The organism is Caulobacter sp. Root1455 (assembly GCF_001426905.1).
Taxonomy (GTDB): Bacteria; Pseudomonadota; Alphaproteobacteria; order Caulobacterales; family Caulobacteraceae; genus Caulobacter.
Genome location: NZ_LMFQ01000003.1, coordinates 19,180 through 37,574, shown reverse-complemented (window position 1 = coordinate 37,574; position 18,395 = coordinate 19,180). Strand labels below are relative to the sequence as shown.

Below are 18,395 nucleotides of genomic sequence, written 5' to 3'. Positions count from 1 at the left end.
CCTTCTCCCAGAGGGAGAAGGTTCAGGTGAAGGCCGCCTGATCCGCCTCGACTTGGCGCGCGGCGGCCTTGGCGTGAACGCGCAGCCAGTCCGGCGGCAGGCCCCGCAAATGCGCCAGCAACGCCGGCGCGCGTCCTGGGTCCCCGGCGTGGCAGGCGGCGATCTCGCGGCTCATGGCGGTCAGCATGTCGGGCGACAGCAGTTCATCGGCCGAGCCCTTGGCTTCGATCTTGCGGCTGTTGGGCGACAGGCGGCGGACCACCAGGCCGTCGGCGACGTGGTGTCGCGGATCGACGGCCCGGAATCGGCCCCCGGCCACCACGCCCGCGCGGATCGCCGGATCGCCGCCGTGCCGCAGCACCCAGGCCGAGACGACCACCGCCTTGACCTCGCGCAGCACCGGCCCGCCCCGCCAGTCGGCCCGCGCGACGAAACGCGGCCGCCCCAGGCTGCCGACCCCGGCCGTGCGCGGGAAGGTCTCGAAGGGCCCGGCCGGATCCGGCAAGGCGCCCCGCAGGGCCTCGCGATAGCGTAGCGGGATCGGACGCGGCGCGGGCGCGGCGAACTTGGCCCAGTAGGCGGCGCGCTCGGTCTCGGGCAGCATCACCGCCTTGCGAAGCCACTTGTGGTCGCGCTCCAGGATGAAGGGCCGGGGATCGACCAGGCCGGCGGCGTAGCCGGCCAGGATCGCCGCGCAGATCTCCCCCGAGCCGGGGTCCCGGTCTTCCCGCGCCAACAAGGCGCTGGCCGCCAGCCGCACCAGGTCCAGCGGATAGGGCATGGCCGCCGCGTCGTCGAAATCGTTGGCGCCCCAGACCAGGCGTCCCTCGGCGTCGCGCCAGCAGCCGAAGTTCTCGACGTGGGTGTCGCCGATCGCCAGCACGGCGGGGGCCGACGCCAGATCCGGACAGGTTTCGAAAATGGTCTCCGCCCAGCGCCAGTAGGTCGCCCGCAGGAAGGGGAACGGGCCCTCGCGCATCTTGTCGTGCTTCTCGGCCAGGTCGGCCTCGACCAGGTCGCCGCCGAGCGCGGCGGCCAGCCAGGCCTCATAGGTCTTCACCGAAGCCTTGATCGAGGCGGTCATGGGCGGCTCCCGAAGCGGCGGCCGCCAAGGCCGTCGCTCCGCAGACTAGGCCCTGGCGCGTCAGGCCGAAAGCCGCGCGCCGGCCTCCACCGCCTCCATGCCCAGCATCGCCGCCTTGCGGCCCAGGCCCCAGTGATAGCCGGTCAGCCGGCCGTCCTTGGCGATGGCCCGGTGGCAAGGGATCAGCAGCGAGATCGGATTGGCCCCGATCGCTCCGCCGGTCGCCTGGTAGGCCCTGGGACTGCCCGCCAGGGCGGCGATCTCGCCATAGGTTCTGGTCCGGCCCGGCGGGATGCGCAGCAGGGCTTTCCAGACCTGGACGTTGAACGGCGAGCCGATCAGCACCACCGGCAGGGGCTGGTCGCCGCCGGCGAAGGCGTGGATCGCGGTCTTGGCCGCCGCCTCGTCGTCGCGGCGCCAGTCGGCGGCCGGAAACCTTCGGTGCATGTCGTCGAAGGTCGCCTCGTCGTCGCCGTCCGAGAAGGCCAGGCCCGCCAGCCCGCGCGGAGCCATGACGAACAGGCCCTTGCCATAGGGCGTGGGCGCCCAGCCCCAGGTCAGCTGGATCCCCTCGCCGCGCCGACGCACGTCGCCGGGCGTCACCGCCTCCTGGGCGATGAACAGGTCATGCAGGCGCGAAGGGCCCGACAGGCCGGCGTCATAGGCCGCGTCGAGCACGCTGGCCCCCTCCTCCAGTGACCGGCGGGCCTCGGCGTGGGCGATGGCGGCGACGAACGTCTTGGGGCTGACCCCGGCCCAGCGGCTGAACACCCGCTGGAAGTGGAACGGCGACAGGCCGACCGCCCGGGCGGCCTCGTCCAGCGGCGGGCGCTCCTGCCAGCGGTCGGCCAGCCAGGCCAGGGCCTTGGCCATGCGGTCGTAGTCGGCCGATCGCTCGGTCAGTTGGGCGAAGGCTTGCGAGGGCGAGATGTCGAGGGCCATGGACGGAAGATAGTGCGGCGACCGATGTTCGTCCGCCCGGTTCTTGCGGCTTGTTCCGGCGCGCGAACCTCGTCCTTCGACAGGCTCAGGATGAGGTTCTATTGAACCGCCGCATCATTCGTCCTCATCCCGAGCCTGTCGAGGGACGAGGGCGGCCCCTCAGACATGCCGTTCGGACCGGGCTCGAAGGATCGCCCGCTCCAGCGCCCGAGCGAAGTCGACCCGTTCGGGCGGGCTCAGCGCCCGGCCCAGGGTCAGGCGCTTGCGCGACATCATCAGCCGCACCCGGGCGTCGTGCTCGCCCGGCTGGTCGACCCCCACTCGGGTGAAGGCGGTCGGCGAGGTCCAGATCACCCGCGCGCCCTTCTCGTCCTCTCGGCTGACCGTCACGGCCTCGGCGGTGACCTGGATCCGCTCGGCCCGTTCGGCGGCCCGGAAGCTGGCGCGCAGCGCCAGGGCGACGGCCAGGACGTCCAGCCCCAGGAACGGCAGCACCGGCGGCGCGCCGACCACCAGCAGGAACACCGCGACCATCAGGTTGAAGGCGACCATCACGCCCAGCACGACGTAGAGGCCGCGCCGGGTCATCGAGCGGTTCGGCTTGATCACGGCGTCCATGTACAGCGGCGCGGCCATGAGGCTGATTTAGGCGCTCACGCCCGCCTTGGCGAGAAGCGCGCATCACGGCATGGTCGCCGTCCATGGCCTCCTCCGCTCGCAAGCCCCTCACCAAGAAGCGCCCTGCCGCCAAGCGCGTCTCGCCGGCCGAGCGCGAGCGGGTCGAGGTGCTGTTCTCGCGGTTCGAGAGTCTGGAGGACCATCCCAAGACCGAGCTGCGCTATTCCAACCCCTACACCCTGGTGACCGCCGTGGCCCTGTCGGCCCAGGCCACCGACGTCCAGGTCAACAAGGCCACCGGCCCGCTGTTCCAGGTCGCCGACAGCGCCGCGAAGATGCTGGAGCTGGGGGAAGAGGGGCTGACGCCCTACATCGCCTCGATCGGCCTCTACCGGACCAAGGCCAAGAACGTCATCGCCGCCGCCAGGCTCCTGGTCGACCGCCACGGCGGCGAAGTGCCGCTGAACCGCCAGGCGCTGGAAAGCCTGCCGGGCGTGGGCCGCAAGACCGCCAGCGTGGTGCTGAACGAACTGGACATCGAACCGGCCATCGCCGTCGACACCCATGTGTTCCGCGTGGCGCACCGCCTGAAGCTGTCGGCGGGCAAGACGCCGGACGCGGTCGAGGACGACCTGATGCGCGTGACGCCCGACCGCTACAAGACCCGGGCGCACCACTGGCTGATCCTGCACGGCCGCTATGTGTGCGTGGCGCGGAAGCCGAAGTGCGAGATTTGCCGGATCGCGGATCTGTGTCCGTCTCGGGAGCTGTTCTTGGGCGCCTAGGCGGCGAACACCTGCCCCCTACGGGTCGCTTCGCGACCGTCTTCCCCCAGAGGGGGAAGAGGATGCGGCGTCCGCCTCCTCCGCCCCCTATGGGGCGGACAGACCGCGAAGCGGTCAGGTGGGGGCAAGTGGAAGAGCTACAGCGCTCTCATGACGGCGTCAGCGAACGCCGCGCCGTCGTCGTGCACGTGCTCCAGGAATAGATCCGGCTCGATGACCTCCAGCTCCATCAGCTGCGGCGCGCCGTCCAGGCCCCGGATCAGGTCGACCCGGGCGTAGGTCAGGGGCGCGCCGGCCGCCTTCAGCACCATTTCGGCCGCGTGCAGGGCCTCGGGCTCGGGCGCGACGCCGCTGACCTGGCCGCCGAACTGCGGCTGGACCCGGAAGTCGCCCGCCACGGCCACCTTGGCCACCGCGTGGCTGAAGACGCCGTCGAAATAGAACAGCGACAGCTCGCCCTCCTCGCCCACGGCGGGCAGGAAGGGCTGGATCAGGGCCGGACCGGCGGTGCAGCCGGCCAGGCCGTCGGCGTGGCGCAGTTTCACCGTGTCCTGCGAGCCGCCGGAGATCTGCGGCTTGGTCACCAGCACATCGACGCCGAACACGTCTCGCGCATGGTCCAGCGCCGCCAGGGTCAGCCGATCGACCGCGTGGGTCGGCACGACCGGCGCGCCCTTGGCGGCCAGGTCGGCCAGATAGGTCTTGGTCGTGTTCCAGCGCAGCACCGGGACCGGATTGGCCAGGCGCGCGCCGGCCGCCTCCAGGGCGTCGAGCCGCGCGAACCATTCGTCGGCCCGCAGATGATAGCCCCAGCTGAGCAGCGGCAGCACCACCCGGGCGCCGGCCGTGTCGGCGTCGACCCAGCTGCCGGCCTCGACGGTCAGCCCTCGGGCCCGCAACGGCGCCGCCAGGCGCTCGAACAGGGGGAACCAGCTGTTGGCGAAGCGGGGTTCGTCGGGGGCGGGGGTGAGAATAAGGACGTCGGTCATGCCTCTGCCGGTAGAACGCCGCGATCCCCGGGGCAAGGCTCGCGTTGCCTTGCGGGCCCCGATCCGGTACTCCGCGCGCGTCGCTCCTTCGCAAAAGGCCTTTCATGATCGCCCTCTACGACGTCGCCGCCATCGGCAACGCCATCGTCGACGTCATCGCCCAGTGCGACGACGCCTTCCTGGAGCGTGAGGGCCTGGTGAAGGGCTCCATGGCGCTGATCGACCCCGAGCGGGCCGCCAGTCTGTACGAGGTGATGGCCGCGGGCATCGAGGCCTCGGGCGGCTCGGCCGCCAACACCGCCGCCGGCGTCGCCAGCTTCGGCGGCAAGGTCGCCTTCATCGGCAAGGTCGCCGACGACCAGCTGGGCAACGTGTTCCGCCACGACATGAAGGCCATCGGCTGCGATTTCACCACCCCGTCCCTCGCCGAGGGTCCGGCCACGGCGCAGAGCCTGATCAACGTCACCGCCGACGCCCAGCGGACCATGTCGACCTATCTGGGCGCCTGCGTCGAACTGAACCCGGCCGACGTCGACCCGGCGATCATCGAGGCCGCGCAGTTCTCCTATCTCGAGGGCTATCTGTTCGATCCGCCCGAAGCCCGCCGCGCCTTCGCCAAGGCCGCCGCCCTGAGTCACGGCGCGGGCCGCAAGATCTCGATGACCCTGAGCGACAGCTTCATGGTCGACCGCCACCGCGGCGCCCTGCTGGGCTTCATCGAAACCCAATGCGACATCGTCTTCGCCAACGCGAGCGAAGTCTGCTCGCTGTTCGAAACCGACGATTTCGACGCCGCCGTGAAGGCCTTGGCCGGCCGGGTCGAGATCGCCGCCGTCACCCGCAGCGAAAAGGGCTCGATCGTGGCCTCGAACGGGCAGCTTCACGAAATCTCGGCCTATCCGGTGGAAAAAGTCGTGGACACGACCGGCGCGGGCGACCAATACGCCGCTGGTTTCCTCTACGGTCTGTCCCAGGGTCGTCCGCTGCCGATCTGCGGCAAGCTGGGCTCCCTGGCCGCCGCCGAGGTGATTGACCACTATGGTCCGCGTCCGCAGGTCAACCTGCGGGAGCTGGCCCAAAAGAATGGCCTCTAAGGTCAGAACGGACTGTAAGGACGCAGATGGCCCGCACCGCTGAAGTGGTCCGCGAGACGAAGGAGACCCAGATCCGGGTCTGGATCGATCTCGACGGGACCGGCGCCTCGACGATCTCCACCGGCATCGGGTTCTACGACCACATGCTGGAGAGCTTCGCGCGCCATGGCGGCTTCGACCTGAAGGTCGAGACCAAGGGCGACCTGCACATCGACATGCACCACACGGTCGAGGACACCGGCATCGTGCTGGGCCTGGCGATCAACAAGGCGCTGGACGGCTTCAAGGGCGTTCGGCGCTTCGGCCACGCCTATATCCCGATGGACGAAACCCTGACGCGCTGCGCCATCGACCTGTCCAACCGCCCCTATCTGGTCTGGAAGGTCGATTTCAAGCGGCCCAAGGTCGGCGAGATGGACACCGAGCTCTTCAAGGAGTTCCACCACGCGTTCGCCATGAACTGCGGAGCGTGCGTGCACCTGGAGACCCTCTACGGCGACAACACCCACCACGTCGCCGAGAGCGGGTTCAAGGCCCTGGCCCGGGCGCTGCGTCAGGCGGTCGAGATCGACCCCAAGACCGGCGGCCATGCCCCCTCCACCAAGGGCGTGCTGTAGGGAATCTGATTTCATGCAGACCGTCGCCCTGATCGATTACGGGTCGGGCAACCTGCGCTCGGCCGAAAAGGCCCTGCGCGAGGCGGCCCGCCGCCACGCGATCGACGCTGACATCGTTGTCACCGCCGACCCCGCGATCGTGGCCGCCGCCGACCGCGTGGTGCTGCCCGGCGTGGGGGCCTTCGCCTCGTGCCGCGCCGGCCTGGACGCCTCGGGCGTCTACGAGGCCATGAACGAGGCCGTGCACGGCAAGGGCGCGCCGTTCCTGGGCATCTGCGTCGGCCACCAGCTGCTGGCGACCGAAGGCCTGGAGTTCGGCGTCACCCCGGGCCTCGACTGGATCGGCGGCCAGGTCAAGAAGCTGGAGCCGAACGATCCGGCCCTGACCATTCCGCACATGGGCTGGAACGCGATCGCCTTCACGCGCGACCACGCCCTGTTCAAGGGCGTCGAAAGCGGCGCCCACATGTACTACGCCAACTCCTTCGCCCTGACGCCGACCGACCCGGCCGACGTGCTGGCCGTCACCGACCACGGCGGCCCGTTCACGGCCGCTGTGGCCAAGGGCAACGTCGCGGGCGTACAGTTCCACCCCGAAAAATCCCAAGCCGCGGGGCTCGCCCTGCTCGCCAACTTCCTGGAATGGCGCCCATGATCCTCTATCCCGCCATCGACCTGAAGGACGGCCAGTGCGTGCGCCTGCTGCACGGCGACATGGAAAAGGCCACGGTCTTCAACACCAGCCCCGCCGACCAGGCCGAACGCTTCGTGCGCGACGGCTTCTCGTGGCTGCACGTGGTCGACCTGAACGGCGCCATCCAGGGCAAGTCGGTCAACACCGCCGCCGTGCAGTCGATCCTGGAGGCCATCTCGATCCCGGTGCAGCTGGGCGGCGGCATCCGCACCCTGGAGGGCGTCGAGGCCTGGATCGAGGCGGGCGTCAGCCGCGTGATCCTCGGCACCGTCGCCGTCCATGACCCCGAACTGGTCCGCAAGGCCGCCCGCCTGTGGCCCGAACAGATCGCCGTGGCCGTCGACGTGCGCGACGGCAAGGTGGCGGTCGACGGCTGGACCGGCCTGTCGGACATCGACGCCATCACCCTGGGCAAACGCTTCGAGGACGCGGGCGTGGCCGCCCTGATCGTCACCGACATCAGCCGCGACGGCGCCCTGACCGGGGTCAATGTCGAGGGCGTGGGCGAACTGGCCGACGCCGTGTCGATCCCGGTGATCGCCTCGGGCGGCGTGGCCTCGGTGGCCGACATCGAGCGGTTGAAGGCCCGCGCGGGCGTCGAGATCGCCGGCGCCATCCTGGGCCGCTCGCTCTACGCCGGCACGATCCGGCCGGCCGAAGCCCTGACCATAGCAGCCGCCTGATGCTGAAGACCCGGATCATTCCTTGCCTGGACGTCAAGGACGGCCGGGTGGTCAAGGGGGTCAATTTCGTGGCCCTGCGCGACGCCGGCGACCCGGTGGAGCAGGCCCGCGCCTATGACGCGGCGGGCGCCGACGAGCTGATGTTCCTGGACATCACCGCCTCCAGCGAGGGCCGCGGCCTGATCCTAGACGTGATCTCCCGCACCGCCGAGGTCTGCTTCATGCCGGTCTCGGTGGGCGGCGGCGTGCGCCAGGTGGCCGACATGCGTCGCCTGCTGCTGGCCGGCGCCGACAAGGTCTCGGTCAACACCGCCGCCGTCGAGAACCCCGACCTGGTGGCCGCCGGGGCCGACGCGTTCGGCGCCCAGTGCGTGGTGGTGGCCATCGACGCCAAGGCGCGCGAGGACGGCTCCGGCTGGAACGTCTGGACCTATGGCGGCCGCAAGGACACCGGCATCGACGTGGTCGACTGGGCCGCCAAGGTGGTCGAGCGCGGCGCGGGCGAGATCCTGCTGACCTCGATGGACCGCGACGGAGCCAAGATCGGCTACGACATCCCGCTGCTCAAGGCCGTGACCGGCGCGGTCACCGTGCCGGTGATCGCCTCGGGCGGGGCCGGCACGACCGATCACCTGGTCGAGGCCGCCCGCGACGGCCACGCCGCCGCCGTGCTGGCCGCCTCGATCTTCCACTTCGGCGAGATCAGCATCGGCGAGGCCAAGCGGGCCATGGCCGACGCCGGCATCCCCGTGCGCCTGGACGACCTGAAGGGGGCGGCATGAGCACGCTGTTCGAGGTCCTGGAGCGCCTGGCCGCGACGATCGAGACCCGCAAGGGCGGCGATCCGACCGCGTCCTACACCGCCAAGCTGCTGAACGATCCGACCCTGGCCGCCAAGAAGCTGGGCGAGGAAGCCGTCGAGACGGTGATCGCCGCCGTGGCTCAGGGGTCGGACGCCCTGGCGGCCGAGAGCGCCGACCTGCTGTACCACTGGCTGGTGCTGCTGGCGGCTTCGGGCGTGTCGCTGGATGCGGTGGCTGAGAAGCTCACGGCGCGTGAGGGGACCTCGGGGATCGCTGAGAAGGCTTCGCGCCCCTCCTAGGCCCTCCCCCTGTGGGGGAGGCGATCGCGCAGCGATCGGTGGGGGGATATTGCTGAGGTGGGACCACTCCCCCCTCCGTCGGCTTCGCCGACACCTCCCCCAAAGGGGGAGGACCTAAACCGTCAGACCTTCGGCGGCCGACGCTTCAGCGCCACGTACAACGCCCCGTCCCCGCCGTGGCGCTTATCCGCCGGCGACACCCCCGCCACGATGTCGCGCAGGGCCGGGCCGGCCAGCCATTCGGGCGTGCGGGCCTTCAGAACCCCGACCCCCAGCTTGCCCTTGCCGGTGACCACCAGGGCGGCGCGGTGGCCGTCCTCCCAGGCGCGGCGCAGGAACGCCTCCAGCACCGGACGGGCGCGGTCCTGGTCCAGGCCGTGCAGGTCCAGCCGCGCGTCCAGCGGGGTGTGTTCGCGGGCGATCTTGCGCTTGCGGTTGGGCTCGATGCCCTCCAGCGGCCCCGGCTGGCGCCTGGCGCCCGCCGGCTTGATCGTCTTGGGATCGACCAGCAGCGGCGCCATCGGCTGCAGCGTCGTCGGCTGGATCAGCGACTTTTCGGCCTTGGGCGTCCAGCCGGCCGCCTTCTGGCTCGACTTGGCCTTCACCGTGGCGGTGACCATGCCCCACAGGCGCAGTTCTTCCTGGCGCGGGGGGCGCTTCACGGCCTCAGCCTCGGGGAACGAGGCGATAGAGGCGCAGGTCGTGGCGCACGCGCCCGGCCTCCGCCCCCGCCGCCGGGCCCGTGCCGGTGTAGAGATCGGCCCGCACGTCGCCCTTGATCGCCCCGCCGACGTCCAGGGCCACCGCCAGGCGGCGATAGGTCGGGAAGGCCCCGGCCAGCTTCGGCGCGCCGGCGTCCAGCCAATAGAGCTCGCCCAGGGCGTGCTTGCTGGCGTCCACGGCGATGGCCCGGCCGGCCGGCAGCGGGATCCCCGCCGCGCCCACCGCCTGCCCGCCGTCGTCGGGCAGGGTCTGGAAGAACACGTAGCGCGGGTTGAGCTGCATGATCGCGTCGGCTTCGGGACCGCGATGGTCGGCCAGCCAGCCGCGGATCGCGTCGCCCGAGGTGTTGTTGTCGGGCAGCAAACCCTTCTCGCGCATCGGCGTGGCGATGCCGACGAACGGACGGCCGTTGTGGGCCGCGAACGCCGCGCGCACCCGGCGACCGTCCGGCATCACCAGAATGCCCGAGCCCTGGATCTGCAGGAAGAACAGGTCCTCCGGGCGCATCCAGGCCAGGGGGCGGGTCTCCGGCGTGGCCTCGATGGCCGCGCGGTCCGGATAAGGCTGCACCTGGCCGCCCTCGATCTCGCCGGTGACCTTCTTGCCGACCAGGCCGGGGTCGAACTGAGCCAGGTCCAGGGTGACGAGATCGTCGGGCTTGCCGCGCATCGGGGCGCTGAACTCGGCCGAGCGCGACATCCGCGCCTCGTATTCCGGCGCGAAATAGGCGGTCAGCAGGCCCTGGCCCGGGACGGGCTCGGGACGAAAATTCGCTTCGATGAAGCGGCGGGCGTCGTCGTCATTGCCCGGGCGCTCGGCGCGGGCCTTGCGGCACACCTCGGCCAGGGCCGGATCCTTGGCCACGCCGCAGCCCTGCCGGAAAGCGTCCAGGGCGCCGAGGTGGTCTTCCTGCGACCAGCCGGCCAGGTCGCTGAACGACACCGCGCCCGGGCCCGTCGGCGTGACGGGAAGCCCGACCGGCGGCGGGATCGGGCCGGCGCCGACCGGCGGCGGCGGCGCGGTCGTACAGGCCGCCAGCGCCAGCAGGGCGAAGGCGGCGACAAGCCCGTGGCGAAGCATCAGGCCTCCGCGACGTCGACGCGGACCAGGGTCCAATTGGGGTTCTTGCTCTTCAGGTCGCGCTGGAAGGTCCACAGATCGGCGGTGCGACGGTCGTCGACCGCCTCGCCCTCGGCGCCGGTCGAACGGGTGCGGATCTCGGCCAGGATGCGGACCACCGCCTTGGCGACATCGCCCTCGACCGTGATCGAATCCAGGTCGGTGCGCGGCGCGACCAGGAATTCGGCCTTCTCGACGCGGTTCTGGGCCTCGCGGGCCGCGATGGCGGCTTCGAAATTGGCCATGACGTCCGAAGACAGCAGCGGCCGGAGCGTTTCGCGGTCGCCGGCGGCGAAGGCCTTGACGATCATCTCGTAAGCCTGCCGCGCGCCGCTCAGGAATTGGCCGATGTCGAAGTCCGCCTGGCGGGCGCGCAGGGCGGCCAGCCCCGACAGCGCTTCGGGCGGCGTCTCGGGGGCCTTCAAATCACGCGTCGAGGCGTTGGCGGGAACCACCGCGGGGGCGTCCTCCGGCTGACGCCCGACCCGGCGACCCAGGGTGGCGTACAGCTGGTAGAGAATGACCGCGGCCAGGGCCGCGAGGATAATCCATTCAAACACGATATTTTCCGCTCGTTCGGCCAACGCGCCGCCTTACGCTTATATAGGCGATAACGGGCTCGCGCGTCAGGCGCCTGACGTTGCGCGCCAGCCGCCCTCGTGTTAGCAGCCCGGCTCTCTCCTAGCGGCCAATTTCGACGCCGAATACGGATTTATCGCACATGACCGACACGACCGCCGCTCCGCCCGCCGCTCAGGACGACTCCGCGGCCACCGAAAGCGGCATCCGCATCATCGCCCAGTTCGTGCGCGACTTCTCGTTCGAGAGCCCGCACGCCCCCGATTCCCTGCGCGCCGGCGGCGCTCCGCCCGCCATCGACATGGGCGTGGAGATGAACGCCCGAGGCCGTCCCGACGGCCTGTTCGAGGTGGACCTGAAGCTGTCGGCTCGCGCCACCCGCGACGAACAGCCGGTGTTCCACGTCGAGGTGATGTACGGCGGCCTGTTCCACATCGCCGGCGTGCCGGAAGACCAGCTGGAGCCGGTGCTGCTGATCGAGTGCCCGCGCTTCCTGTTCCCCTACGCCCGCCGCCTGATCTCGGACATCACCTCTGAAGGCGGCTTCCCGCCCTTCCTGATCGACCCGATCGACTTCGCCGGCGTCTACGCCGCCCGCAAGGCCCAGGCCGAGGGCGTGGTGGTCGGCAACGCCTGATCGCAGGCTGATCGCTGAATGACAAAGGCCCCAACCGCTTCGGCGATTGGGGCCTTTTTCTTTGTCCAAAATCCGCTGTCATCCCGGGCGTAGCGAAGCGAAGACCCGGGACCGCCGGAAGCGCATGCGTTCACGCGTCGTCCCGGATCGGCGCGCTGCGCGCTTGTCCGGGATGACAACCTTTTACGGCTCCGGCTTCTACGGCTGCAGCCGATAGCCGCCCATCTCGGTGATCAGGATCCGCGCCATGGCCGGATCCGGTTCGATCTTCTGGCGCAGGCGATAGACGTGGGTTTCCAGGGTGTGGGTGGTGACCCCGGCGTTGTAGCCCCAGACCTCGGTCAGCAGCTCCTCGCGCGACACCGGCTTGGAGCCGGCGCGGTAGAGGTACTTGAGGATGTTGGTTTCCTTCTCGGTCAGCCGGACCTTCTTCTGCTTCTCGTCGATCAGCAGCTTGGCCGAGGGCCGGAACTCGTAGGGACCGATGCGGAACAGGGCGTCTTCCGAGGCCTCGTAGCTGCGCAGCTGAGCGCGGATGCGGGCCAGCAAGACGCCGAAGCGGAAGGGCTTGGTGACATAGTCGTTGGCGCCCGATTCCAGGCCCAGGATGGTGTCGCTGTCGCTGGCGGCCGCCGTCAGCATGATGACGGGCGCGGTGACGCCGTTCTTGCGCATCAGGCGGCAGGCCTCGCGGCCGTCCATGTCGGGCAAGTCGACGTCCAGCAGGACCAGGTCCGGCTTGAGCTCCTTGGCCATCCGCACGCCTTCGCCGGCGGTGGGAGCCTCGGCGACCGCGAACTCCTCGTGGAGGGCGAGCTGCTCGGCCAGAGCTCCGCGCAGATCATCGTCGTCGTCGACCAGGAGAAGGGTTTTGCGTTGCGCCATGGGCGGGAACATGCACCGCTGCGGCCCCCGGCGCCAAGGCGGTTCTCAACCTCTTGCCGCGCAACGCTCTTGGAGACCCGGTCTTGACGATCTTTCGCGCCCGTCCCGACGGTTCAAGCCCTTGGGACGGCCAGATCGCCTGGGATGGAAAGACCGCGCGGGCCGCGCTGGGCAAGGCCGGGGTGATCGCCGCGGCCGACAAGCGCGAGGGCGACAACCGCAGTCCGACGGGCGTCTGGCCGATCCGCCACGTGCTCTACCGCCCCGACGTCTATCCGGACGGCCCGCAGACCGCCCTGGAGGCCAGGCCGATCGCGGCGGACGACGGCTGGTGCGACGCCCCGGGCGACCCGGCCTACAACAAGCCTGTCAGACTGCCCTACCCGGCCAGCGCCGAGCGCTTGTGGCGCGACGACCGCGTCTACGACCTGGTGGTGGTGCTGGGGCACAACGACGATCCCCCGGCCCCGGGCCTGGGCTCGGCGATCTTCCTGCACCTGGCGCGCGACGGCTATCCCGGCACCGAGGGCTGCGTGGCCCTGGCGCGGGAGGATATCGAGGCCCTGCTGGCGGCCGCCAGGCCCGGCGACGCGGTCGAGATCGCGTCGGCCTAGGTCCGCGAACCGAACAGCGCCGACCCCACGCGCACGGAGGTCGCCCCGCAGGCGATGGCGGTCTCGAAATCGTCGCTCATGCCCATCGACAGCTTCTCCAGCCCGTTGCGGGCCGCGATCTGGCCCAGCAGGCGGAAATGCGGGGCGGGGTCGAGATCGGCCGGCGGAATGCACATCAGGCCCTCCACGGGCAGGTCCAGGCCCCGGCACAGGGCGACGAAGCCGTCGGCCTCGCCGGGGCTGACGCCGGCCTTCTGCGGCTCCTCGCCGGTGTTGACCTGGATGTACAGCCGGGGCGCCTTGCCCTGGGCCTGGATCTCGTCGGCCAGCACCCGCGCCAGCTTCTCGCGGTCGAGGCTTTCGATCACGTCGAAGAAGGCCACCGCGTCGCGGGTCTTGTTGCTCTGCAGGGGTCCGATCAGGCGTAGTTCGATCTCGGCCCGGCGCTCGCTCCAGCGGCCGATGGCCTCCTGGACGCGATTTTCCCCGAACACCCGCTGGCCCGCGTCGAAAATGGGCGCGATATGGTCCCATGGCTGCAGCTTGGACACCGCCACCAGGGTGACCGCGTCGGCTGGACGGCCGGCGGCCAGGGCGGCGGCGCGGATGCGGGACAGGACCGAGGAGTAGACGTCTGACATGGGCTCAACACGCGCAACCGACGAGATGGAAGCCCTGTCTAGAACGGTCGCGCGCCTTCGCCCATGGCCGGTGCGCGGAAAGCCGCTGCCGAACCTGCTGTTCTTCACCGATCCGGAACGGACGCCGGATCCCGAACGGGCCGCCGAGCGCCTGCCGATCGGCGCGGCCGTGGTGTTCCGGGCGTTCGGCGCGCCGGACGCGGCGGCGCGAGGCCGGCGGCTGCGCCAGATCACCCGGCGGCGCGGCCTGACGCTCCTGGTCGGCGCGGACGCGGCGCTGGCGCTGGAGATCGAGGCCGACGGCCTTCATCTGCCCGAGCGGCTGGCCGCCCAGGCGCCGGACCTGCGCGTCGCGCATCCGGACTGGCTGATCACCTTGGCCGCCCATGACCTGGCCGCGGCCCTGGCCGGCGCCGCGACGGGCGCGGACGCCCTGGTGGTGTCGCCGGTCTTCCCCAGCCGCAGCCCTTCGGCGGGCGCGCCGCTGGGCGTGGACGGCCTGAAACAGATCGTCGAGGCGGTGGAAGCGCCGGTCTACGCCCTGGGCGGCGTGCGCGCGGACACGGCGACGCTGCTGCTGGACACGGGAATTGTCGGGATCGCGGCGGTGGAGGCGCTGAGCGCCTAGAATGGGCGCCTAGCCTGATCTTAGAACTTGAACGCGGTTTCCAGCTTCACCCGCGGCGCGGGCTCCTGGATCTCGTTCCTGCGGGCCGCCAAAGCGGGGTTCTGGTCGCCCAGAGCCACGGCGCCGCCGACGCGGATCGACGGGGTGACGCTGTAATAGGCCCCGGCCTGCACGTCCTTGGCCTCCATCTCGCGGCCCACGGGCTGTTCGAGATCGAGCTTGAGGCCCCACTTGCCCTTCTTGTCGTCCCACTTCAGGGACTTCTTCGGGCCTTGCGTCGGGTTGAACGGGGCGATCGGGGTCGGATTGCCGAAATCGCTCTTCACGGCGAAGTCGGGCGCGGCCGTGCGCGGCTTGCTCTGGGCATAGGTTGCCGAAGCCGATCCCATCAGGATCAGCGCGGCGGCCCCTGCCATGAAATACCGTGCGGCGAACATATTACTCGAACCCAATCCCAACCCGGCCTCGATAGAGTCAAACCCTATATAGGAGCGGGCTCCCTGAACATCGATTAAAGACCCTAGTACAACGCGGTCAACCGTAGTTGGATTGGACTCAGGGTCGCGGGAGTCGATTCAAGCGGCGCCTGTGGCGGTCCTGCCACGCGATTCCTGTTTTGACCCAGCGCGACCATGCTATAGACCGGCTTCCGGCTGCGGGGGCGCGCCAGGTCGCGCGAAAGCGCCGGGTGATACATTGGAGCGAGGTACTATGGCGTTTGAGCGTGGGTCGGTGTTGCGCGGCGTCGCCGCTGGCGTTCTGGCGTTGACCGTTCTGACCGGGGTTTCAGCCTGTGGCGGCAACAAGGGCGGCGGTCAGTTCACGACCCAAAGCGATGAACCGGGGTTCAATCCCTTCAAGGGCCGTGGCGGCAAGGCCGCTCCGCAAGCCGGGGCGATCGGCGTCAACGGCTTCCTGTGGCGCGCCAGCCTGGACACCCTGGCCTTCATGCCCCTGGCCTCGGCCGATCCCTACGGCGGCGTGATCGTCACCGACTGGTACACCAATCCGGAAAAGCCGGACGAGCGCTTCAAGGCGACGGTCTACATCCTGGACACCCGTCTGCGCGCCGACGGCCTGAACGTGACGATCTTCAAGCAGGTCAAGGACGCCGGCGGCGGCTGGGTCGACAGCGCCGCCACCGAACAGACGGCGACCGACGTCGAAAACGCCATCCTGACCCGCGCCCGTCAGCTTCGACTTTCCAACATCAAGAACTAGGCTTTCGCCGTCGTTCTTCGCGGGAGCCCTTTGTCCTGGCGACAAAAGGCTCCCGTTCGCACTTTTAGAAGCGCGCCGAGGCCGCGAAACCGCTTAAGACTTCCGCGGAGCGCGCCCAAAAGCGTCGTCCTCCGCACGAACAGTCTGGTTTCATGGCCCGCTACAATCCCAAAGACACCGAGCCGAAGTGGCGCGCCGCCTGGGCGAACGCCAACACCTTCCTGACGCCGGTCACGCCTGACGCGCGTCCGAAGTACTACGTGCTCGAGATGTTCCCCTACCCGTCGGGGCGCATCCACATGGGCCATGTGCGCAACTACGCCATGGGCGACGTCGTGGCCCGCTACAAGCGCGCCCAGGGCTTCAACGTGCTGCACCCGATGGGTTGGGACGCCTTCGGCATGCCGGCCGAGAACGCCGCCATGGAACGCGGCGTCCACCCCAAGGGCTGGACCTACGACAATATCGCCGCCATGCGCGAGCAGCTGAAGGCCCTGGGCCTGTCGGTCGACTGGTCGCGCGAGTTCGCCACCTGCGACCCGGAATATTACGGCAAGCAGCAGGCCTGGTTCCTGCGTCTGCTGAAACGCGGCCTGGTCTATCGCAAGGAAGCCTCGGTCAACTGGGACCCGGTCGACATGACCGTCCTGGCCAACGAGCAGGTGATCGACGGCAAGGGCTGGCGCTCGGGCGCGACCGTGGAGAAGCGCAAGCTGACCCAGTGGTTCCTGCGCATCACCGACTACGCCGACGCGCTGATCGACGGCCTGAAGACCCTGGACCGCTGGCCCGAAAAGGTCCGGATCATGCAGGAGAACTGGATCGGCCGGTCCAAGGGCCTGCGGTTCACCTTCAAGTTTGACGGCAAGGCCCCCGCTGGCCACGCCGACGGCCTGGAAGTCTACACCACCCGCCCCGACACCCTGTTCGGCGCCAGCTTCGTCGGGATCGCCCCCGAACACCCGCTGGCCGAGCAGCTGGCGGCGGCCGACCCGGCCGTGGCCGCTTTCGTCGCCGAATGCCGCAAGGGCGGCACGTCGGAAGCCGACATCGAGGGCGCCGAAAAGCTGGGCCGCGACACCGGCCTGCGCGTGGTCCATCCGCTGGACCCGACCCAGACCCTGCCGGTCTGGATCGCCAACTTCATCCTGATGGACTACGGCACGGGCGCGATCTTCGCCTGCCCGGCCCATGATCAGCGCGACCTGGACTTCGCCCGCAAGTACGACCTGCCGGTGCTGCCCGTGGTGCTGCCGCCGGGCGAGGACGCCGCGAGCTTCCAGGTCGGCAAGGAGGCCTACGTCGGGCCCGGCGCGATCTTCAATTCCAAATTCCTGGACGGTCTGGACGTCGAGGCCGCCAAGACCGAGGCGGTCAACCGCATCGAGGCCATGGACCAGGGCCAGGGCGCCACCGTCTATCGCCTGCGCGACTGGGGCGTTTCGCGCCAGCGCTATTGGGGCTGCCCGATCCCGGTCATCCACTGCGCCGCCTGCGGACCGGTCGGCGTGCCGGAAGACCAGCTGCCGGTGGTGCTGCCCGACGACGTGGCCTTCGACAAGCCGGGCAACCCGCTGCTGCGCCATCCGACCTGGCGCCACACCACCTGCCCCAGCTGCGGCGGCAAGGCCGAGCGCGAGACCGACACGCTGGACACCTTCGTCGACAGCTCGTGGTACTTCGCCCGCTTCACCGATCCGACCGCCGCCGAGCCCATCAGCAAGGCCGCCGCCGATCACTGGATGCCCGTCGACCAATATATCGGCGGCGTCGAGCACGCGGTGCTGCACCTGCTGTACGCCCGCTTCATCACCCGTGCCCTGAAGGACGAGGGGCTGGTCTCGGTGGAGGAGCCGTTCGCCGGCCTGTTCACCCAGGGCATGGTCACCCACGAGGCCTACAAGAACGCCGCCGGCGAATGGGTCGAGCCCTCGGACGTGGTCATCGCCGTCGAAGGCAATAGCCGCTCGGCCAAGCACGCGGCGACCGGCGAGCCGATCGTCATCGGCGACATCGAGAAGATGTCCAAGTCCAAGAAGAACGTCGTCGCCCCCGAGGACATCTTCGAGGCCTACGGCGTCGACGCCGCGCGCCTGTTCGTGATGAGCGACAGCCCGCCCGAGCGCGACGTGCAATGGACCAACAGCGGCGTCGAGGGCTCCTGGCGCTTCACCCACCGGGTCTGGAACGAGTTCGAAAGCCAGCCGGCCGGCGATTTCGCCCACGACGAGGCCGACGCGGCCGCCCTGGCCCTGCGCAAAGGCGCCCACCGGCTGATCGGCTTCGTGACGGACTCGATCGAGGGCTTCCGCTTCAACAGCGGCGTGGCGCGCCTGTACGAGTTCCTGAACATGCTGAAGGCCGCCCCGGCCGAGAACGCCACCCACGGCGTCCTGGCGGCCCGCGCCGAGGCCCTCGAGATCCTGGCGCGCCTGATCTCGCCCTTCACGCCCCACCTGGCCGAGGAGGCCTGGGCGCAGCTGGGCAAGAGCGGCATGGTCGTCGATGCGCCCTGGCCCAAGGCGGATCCCGCCCTGGCCGCCGACGACGAGCGCGTGCTGCCCATTCAGATCAACGGCAAGCGCCGCGGCGAGATCAAGGTCAAGGCCGGCGCCGCCGAAGCCGAGGTCGAGAAAATCGCGCTGGCGGACGCCGCCGTCATGGCCCACCTTGAGGGTCTGACCGTTCGCAAGGTGATCGTGGTGAAAGACCGTATCGTCAACATCGTGGCCGGCTGATC

Annotated in this window: 22 protein-coding genes; 12 read left to right on the top strand and 10 right to left on the bottom strand. The window is 69.9% G+C overall.

The features are described 5' to 3' along the window. Positions 1 to 22: 22 nt before the first annotated feature. From ASD21_RS03600 to ASD21_RS03590, 3 genes are all read right to left on the bottom strand, one after another. Positions 23 to 1,084: a DUF2252 family protein gene (locus tag ASD21_RS03600; protein WP_056436935.1), complete on the bottom strand. Its 1,062-nt coding sequence runs from the start codon at positions 1,082 to 1,084 to the stop codon at positions 23 to 25. 60 nt (positions 1,085 to 1,144) lie between these two features. Beyond that, complete coding sequence (locus ASD21_RS03595) at positions 1,145 to 2,026, bottom strand: methylated-DNA--[protein]-cysteine S-methyltransferase (protein WP_056436933.1); 882 nt, start codon at positions 2,024 to 2,026, stop codon at positions 1,145 to 1,147. Positions 2,027 to 2,185: 159 nt separating this feature from the next. Then, entirely contained in the window at positions 2,186 to 2,662 is a 477-nt protein-coding gene (locus ASD21_RS03590; RefSeq protein ID WP_056436931.1) for a DUF2244 domain-containing protein, read from the bottom strand. 65 nt (positions 2,663 to 2,727) lie between these two features. Here ASD21_RS03590 and nth point away from each other — a divergent pair, with 65 nt between their 5' ends. Then, entirely contained in the window at positions 2,728 to 3,429 is a 702-nt protein-coding gene (gene nth, locus ASD21_RS03585) for an endonuclease III (protein ID WP_056436928.1), read from the top strand. A 137-nt stretch (positions 3,430 to 3,566) separates the two neighbouring features. Here the strand turns inward: nth and ASD21_RS03580 are convergent, their stop codons facing one another. Then, positions 3,567 to 4,418, bottom strand: coding sequence for an ATP-grasp domain-containing protein (locus ASD21_RS03580; protein WP_156390515.1), 852 nt, complete (start codon positions 4,416 to 4,418; stop codon positions 3,567 to 3,569). 104 nt (positions 4,419 to 4,522) lie between these two features. On the opposite strand from ASD21_RS03580, the gene ASD21_RS03575 reads away from it, so the two are divergent. From ASD21_RS03575 to ASD21_RS03550, 6 genes are read left to right on the top strand one after another with little or no spacing between them, the layout of a single operon-like run. Next, positions 4,523 to 5,512: an adenosine kinase gene (locus ASD21_RS03575; RefSeq protein WP_056436923.1), complete on the top strand. Its 990-nt coding sequence runs from the start codon at positions 4,523 to 4,525 to the stop codon at positions 5,510 to 5,512. A 26-nt stretch (positions 5,513 to 5,538) separates the two neighbouring features. Beyond that, positions 5,539 to 6,129, top strand: a complete 591-nt coding sequence (hisB, locus tag ASD21_RS03570; RefSeq protein ID WP_056436920.1) for an imidazoleglycerol-phosphate dehydratase HisB — start codon at positions 5,539 to 5,541, stop codon at positions 6,127 to 6,129. 13 nt (positions 6,130 to 6,142) lie between these two features. Continuing rightward, positions 6,143 to 6,784, top strand: a complete 642-nt coding sequence (hisH, locus tag ASD21_RS03565) for an imidazole glycerol phosphate synthase subunit HisH (protein ID WP_056436917.1) — start codon at positions 6,143 to 6,145, stop codon at positions 6,782 to 6,784. Next, positions 6,772 to 7,506 carry a 1-(5-phosphoribosyl)-5-[(5-phosphoribosylamino)methylideneamino]imidazole-4-carboxamide isomerase gene (gene hisA / locus ASD21_RS03560; RefSeq protein WP_162250202.1) on the top strand — a complete coding sequence of 245 codons (735 nt, stop codon included), beginning with the start codon at positions 6,772 to 6,774 and terminating at the stop codon, positions 7,504 to 7,506. Before hisH ends, hisA begins: the two co-directional genes overlap by 13 nt. Next, positions 7,506 to 8,288, top strand: a complete 783-nt coding sequence (gene hisF / locus ASD21_RS03555) for an imidazole glycerol phosphate synthase subunit HisF (RefSeq protein WP_056436914.1) — start codon at positions 7,506 to 7,508, stop codon at positions 8,286 to 8,288. Before hisA ends, hisF begins: the two co-directional genes overlap by 1 nt. Beyond that, complete coding sequence (locus ASD21_RS03550; RefSeq protein ID WP_056436911.1) at positions 8,285 to 8,608, top strand: phosphoribosyl-ATP diphosphatase; 324 nt, start codon at positions 8,285 to 8,287, stop codon at positions 8,606 to 8,608. Before hisF ends, ASD21_RS03550 begins: the two co-directional genes overlap by 4 nt. 122 nt (positions 8,609 to 8,730) lie before the next feature. Here ASD21_RS03550 and ASD21_RS03545 read toward each other — a convergent pair whose 3' ends face one another. From ASD21_RS03545 to timA, 3 genes are read right to left on the bottom strand one after another with little or no spacing between them, the layout of a single operon-like run. Next, complete coding sequence (locus ASD21_RS03545; protein ID WP_082554614.1) at positions 8,731 to 9,270, bottom strand: Smr/MutS family protein; 540 nt, start codon at positions 9,268 to 9,270, stop codon at positions 8,731 to 8,733. A gap of 4 nt (positions 9,271 to 9,274) precedes the next feature. Beyond that, a complete protein-coding gene (gene mltA / locus ASD21_RS03540; protein WP_056436908.1) occupies positions 9,275 to 10,411 on the bottom strand; it encodes a murein transglycosylase A in 1,137 nt (378 codons plus the stop codon). Continuing rightward, a complete protein-coding gene (gene timA / locus ASD21_RS03535) occupies positions 10,411 to 11,010 on the bottom strand; it encodes a TIM44-related membrane protein TimA (RefSeq protein ID WP_056437109.1) in 600 nt (199 codons plus the stop codon). The genes mltA and timA overlap by 1 nt, the downstream gene beginning before the upstream one ends. A 161-nt stretch (positions 11,011 to 11,171) precedes the next feature. Between timA and secB the strand changes: the two genes are divergently transcribed. Next, a complete protein-coding gene (gene secB, locus ASD21_RS03530) occupies positions 11,172 to 11,666 on the top strand; it encodes a protein-export chaperone SecB (RefSeq protein WP_056436906.1) in 495 nt (164 codons plus the stop codon). Between the two features lie 198 nt (positions 11,667 to 11,864). Here the strand turns inward: secB and ASD21_RS03525 are convergent, their stop codons facing one another. Beyond that, positions 11,865 to 12,551, bottom strand: a complete 687-nt coding sequence (locus ASD21_RS03525) for a response regulator transcription factor (RefSeq protein WP_056437107.1) — start codon at positions 12,549 to 12,551, stop codon at positions 11,865 to 11,867. 83 nt (positions 12,552 to 12,634) lie between these two features. Here ASD21_RS03525 and ASD21_RS03520 point away from each other — a divergent pair, with 83 nt between their 5' ends. Then, complete coding sequence (locus tag ASD21_RS03520; RefSeq protein WP_056436903.1) at positions 12,635 to 13,165, top strand: L,D-transpeptidase family protein; 531 nt, start codon at positions 12,635 to 12,637, stop codon at positions 13,163 to 13,165. Here ASD21_RS03520 and ASD21_RS03515 read toward each other — a convergent pair. After that, positions 13,162 to 13,806, bottom strand: a complete 645-nt coding sequence (locus ASD21_RS03515; protein WP_056436900.1) for a YggS family pyridoxal phosphate-dependent enzyme — start codon at positions 13,804 to 13,806, stop codon at positions 13,162 to 13,164. The genes ASD21_RS03520 and ASD21_RS03515 overlap by 4 nt on opposite strands. Between ASD21_RS03515 and ASD21_RS03510 the strand changes: the two genes are divergently transcribed. After that, complete coding sequence (locus ASD21_RS03510) at positions 13,805 to 14,434, top strand: thiamine phosphate synthase (protein ID WP_082554612.1); 630 nt, start codon at positions 13,805 to 13,807, stop codon at positions 14,432 to 14,434. The two genes, ASD21_RS03515 and ASD21_RS03510, sit on opposite strands and share 2 nt — an antisense overlap. A 20-nt stretch (positions 14,435 to 14,454) precedes the next feature. Here ASD21_RS03510 and ASD21_RS03505 read toward each other — a convergent pair whose 3' ends face one another. Next, entirely contained in the window at positions 14,455 to 14,850 is a 396-nt protein-coding gene (locus ASD21_RS03505) for an NtrZ family periplasmic regulatory protein (RefSeq protein WP_235523737.1), read from the bottom strand. A gap of 280 nt (positions 14,851 to 15,130) precedes the next feature. Here ASD21_RS03505 and ASD21_RS03500 point away from each other — a divergent pair, with 280 nt between their 5' ends. Both ASD21_RS03500 and leuS read left to right on the top strand, forming a co-directional pair. Further along, entirely contained in the window at positions 15,131 to 15,655 is a 525-nt protein-coding gene (locus ASD21_RS03500) for a DUF3576 domain-containing protein (RefSeq protein WP_156398282.1), read from the top strand. A gap of 152 nt (positions 15,656 to 15,807) precedes the next feature. After that, complete coding sequence (gene leuS / locus ASD21_RS03495; protein WP_056436889.1) at positions 15,808 to 18,393, top strand: leucine--tRNA ligase; 2,586 nt, start codon at positions 15,808 to 15,810, stop codon at positions 18,391 to 18,393. Positions 18,394 to 18,395: the final 2 nt, after the last annotated feature.

Coding starts and splice junctions, on each gene's coding strand:
- ASD21_RS03600 (WP_056436935.1), bottom strand. CDS start 1,084: ATGACCGCCTCGATCAAGGCTTCGGTGAAGACCTATGAGGCCTGGCTG.
- ASD21_RS03595 (WP_056436933.1), bottom strand. CDS start 2,026: ATGGCCCTCGACATCTCGCCCTCGCAAGCCTTCGCCCAACTGACCGAG.
- ASD21_RS03590 (WP_056436931.1), bottom strand. CDS start 2,662: ATGGCCGCGCCGCTGTACATGGACGCCGTGATCAAGCCGAACCGCTCG.
- nth (WP_056436928.1), top strand. CDS start 2,728: ATGGCCTCCTCCGCTCGCAAGCCCCTCACCAAGAAGCGCCCTGCCGCC.
- ASD21_RS03580 (WP_156390515.1), bottom strand. CDS start 4,418: ATGACCGACGTCCTTATTCTCACCCCCGCCCCCGACGAACCCCGCTTC.
- ASD21_RS03575 (WP_056436923.1), top strand. CDS start 4,523: ATGATCGCCCTCTACGACGTCGCCGCCATCGGCAACGCCATCGTCGAC.
- hisB (WP_056436920.1), top strand. CDS start 5,539: ATGGCCCGCACCGCTGAAGTGGTCCGCGAGACGAAGGAGACCCAGATC.
- hisH (WP_056436917.1), top strand. CDS start 6,143: ATGCAGACCGTCGCCCTGATCGATTACGGGTCGGGCAACCTGCGCTCG.
- hisA (WP_162250202.1), top strand. CDS start 6,772: ATGGCGCCCATGATCCTCTATCCCGCCATCGACCTGAAGGACGGCCAG.
- hisF (WP_056436914.1), top strand. CDS start 7,506: ATGCTGAAGACCCGGATCATTCCTTGCCTGGACGTCAAGGACGGCCGG.
- ASD21_RS03550 (WP_056436911.1), top strand. CDS start 8,285: ATGAGCACGCTGTTCGAGGTCCTGGAGCGCCTGGCCGCGACGATCGAG.
- mltA (WP_056436908.1), bottom strand. CDS start 10,411: ATGCTTCGCCACGGGCTTGTCGCCGCCTTCGCCCTGCTGGCGCTGGCG.
- secB (WP_056436906.1), top strand. CDS start 11,172: ATGACCGACACGACCGCCGCTCCGCCCGCCGCTCAGGACGACTCCGCG.
- ASD21_RS03525 (WP_056437107.1), bottom strand. CDS start 12,551: ATGGCGCAACGCAAAACCCTTCTCCTGGTCGACGACGACGATGATCTG.
- ASD21_RS03510 (WP_082554612.1), top strand. CDS start 13,805: ATGGGCTCAACACGCGCAACCGACGAGATGGAAGCCCTGTCTAGAACG.
- ASD21_RS03515 (WP_056436900.1), bottom strand. CDS start 13,806: ATGTCAGACGTCTACTCCTCGGTCCTGTCCCGCATCCGCGCCGCCGCC.
- ASD21_RS03505 (WP_235523737.1), bottom strand. CDS start 14,850: ATGGCAGGGGCCGCCGCGCTGATCCTGATGGGATCGGCTTCGGCAACC.
- leuS (WP_056436889.1), top strand. CDS start 15,808: ATGGCCCGCTACAATCCCAAAGACACCGAGCCGAAGTGGCGCGCCGCC.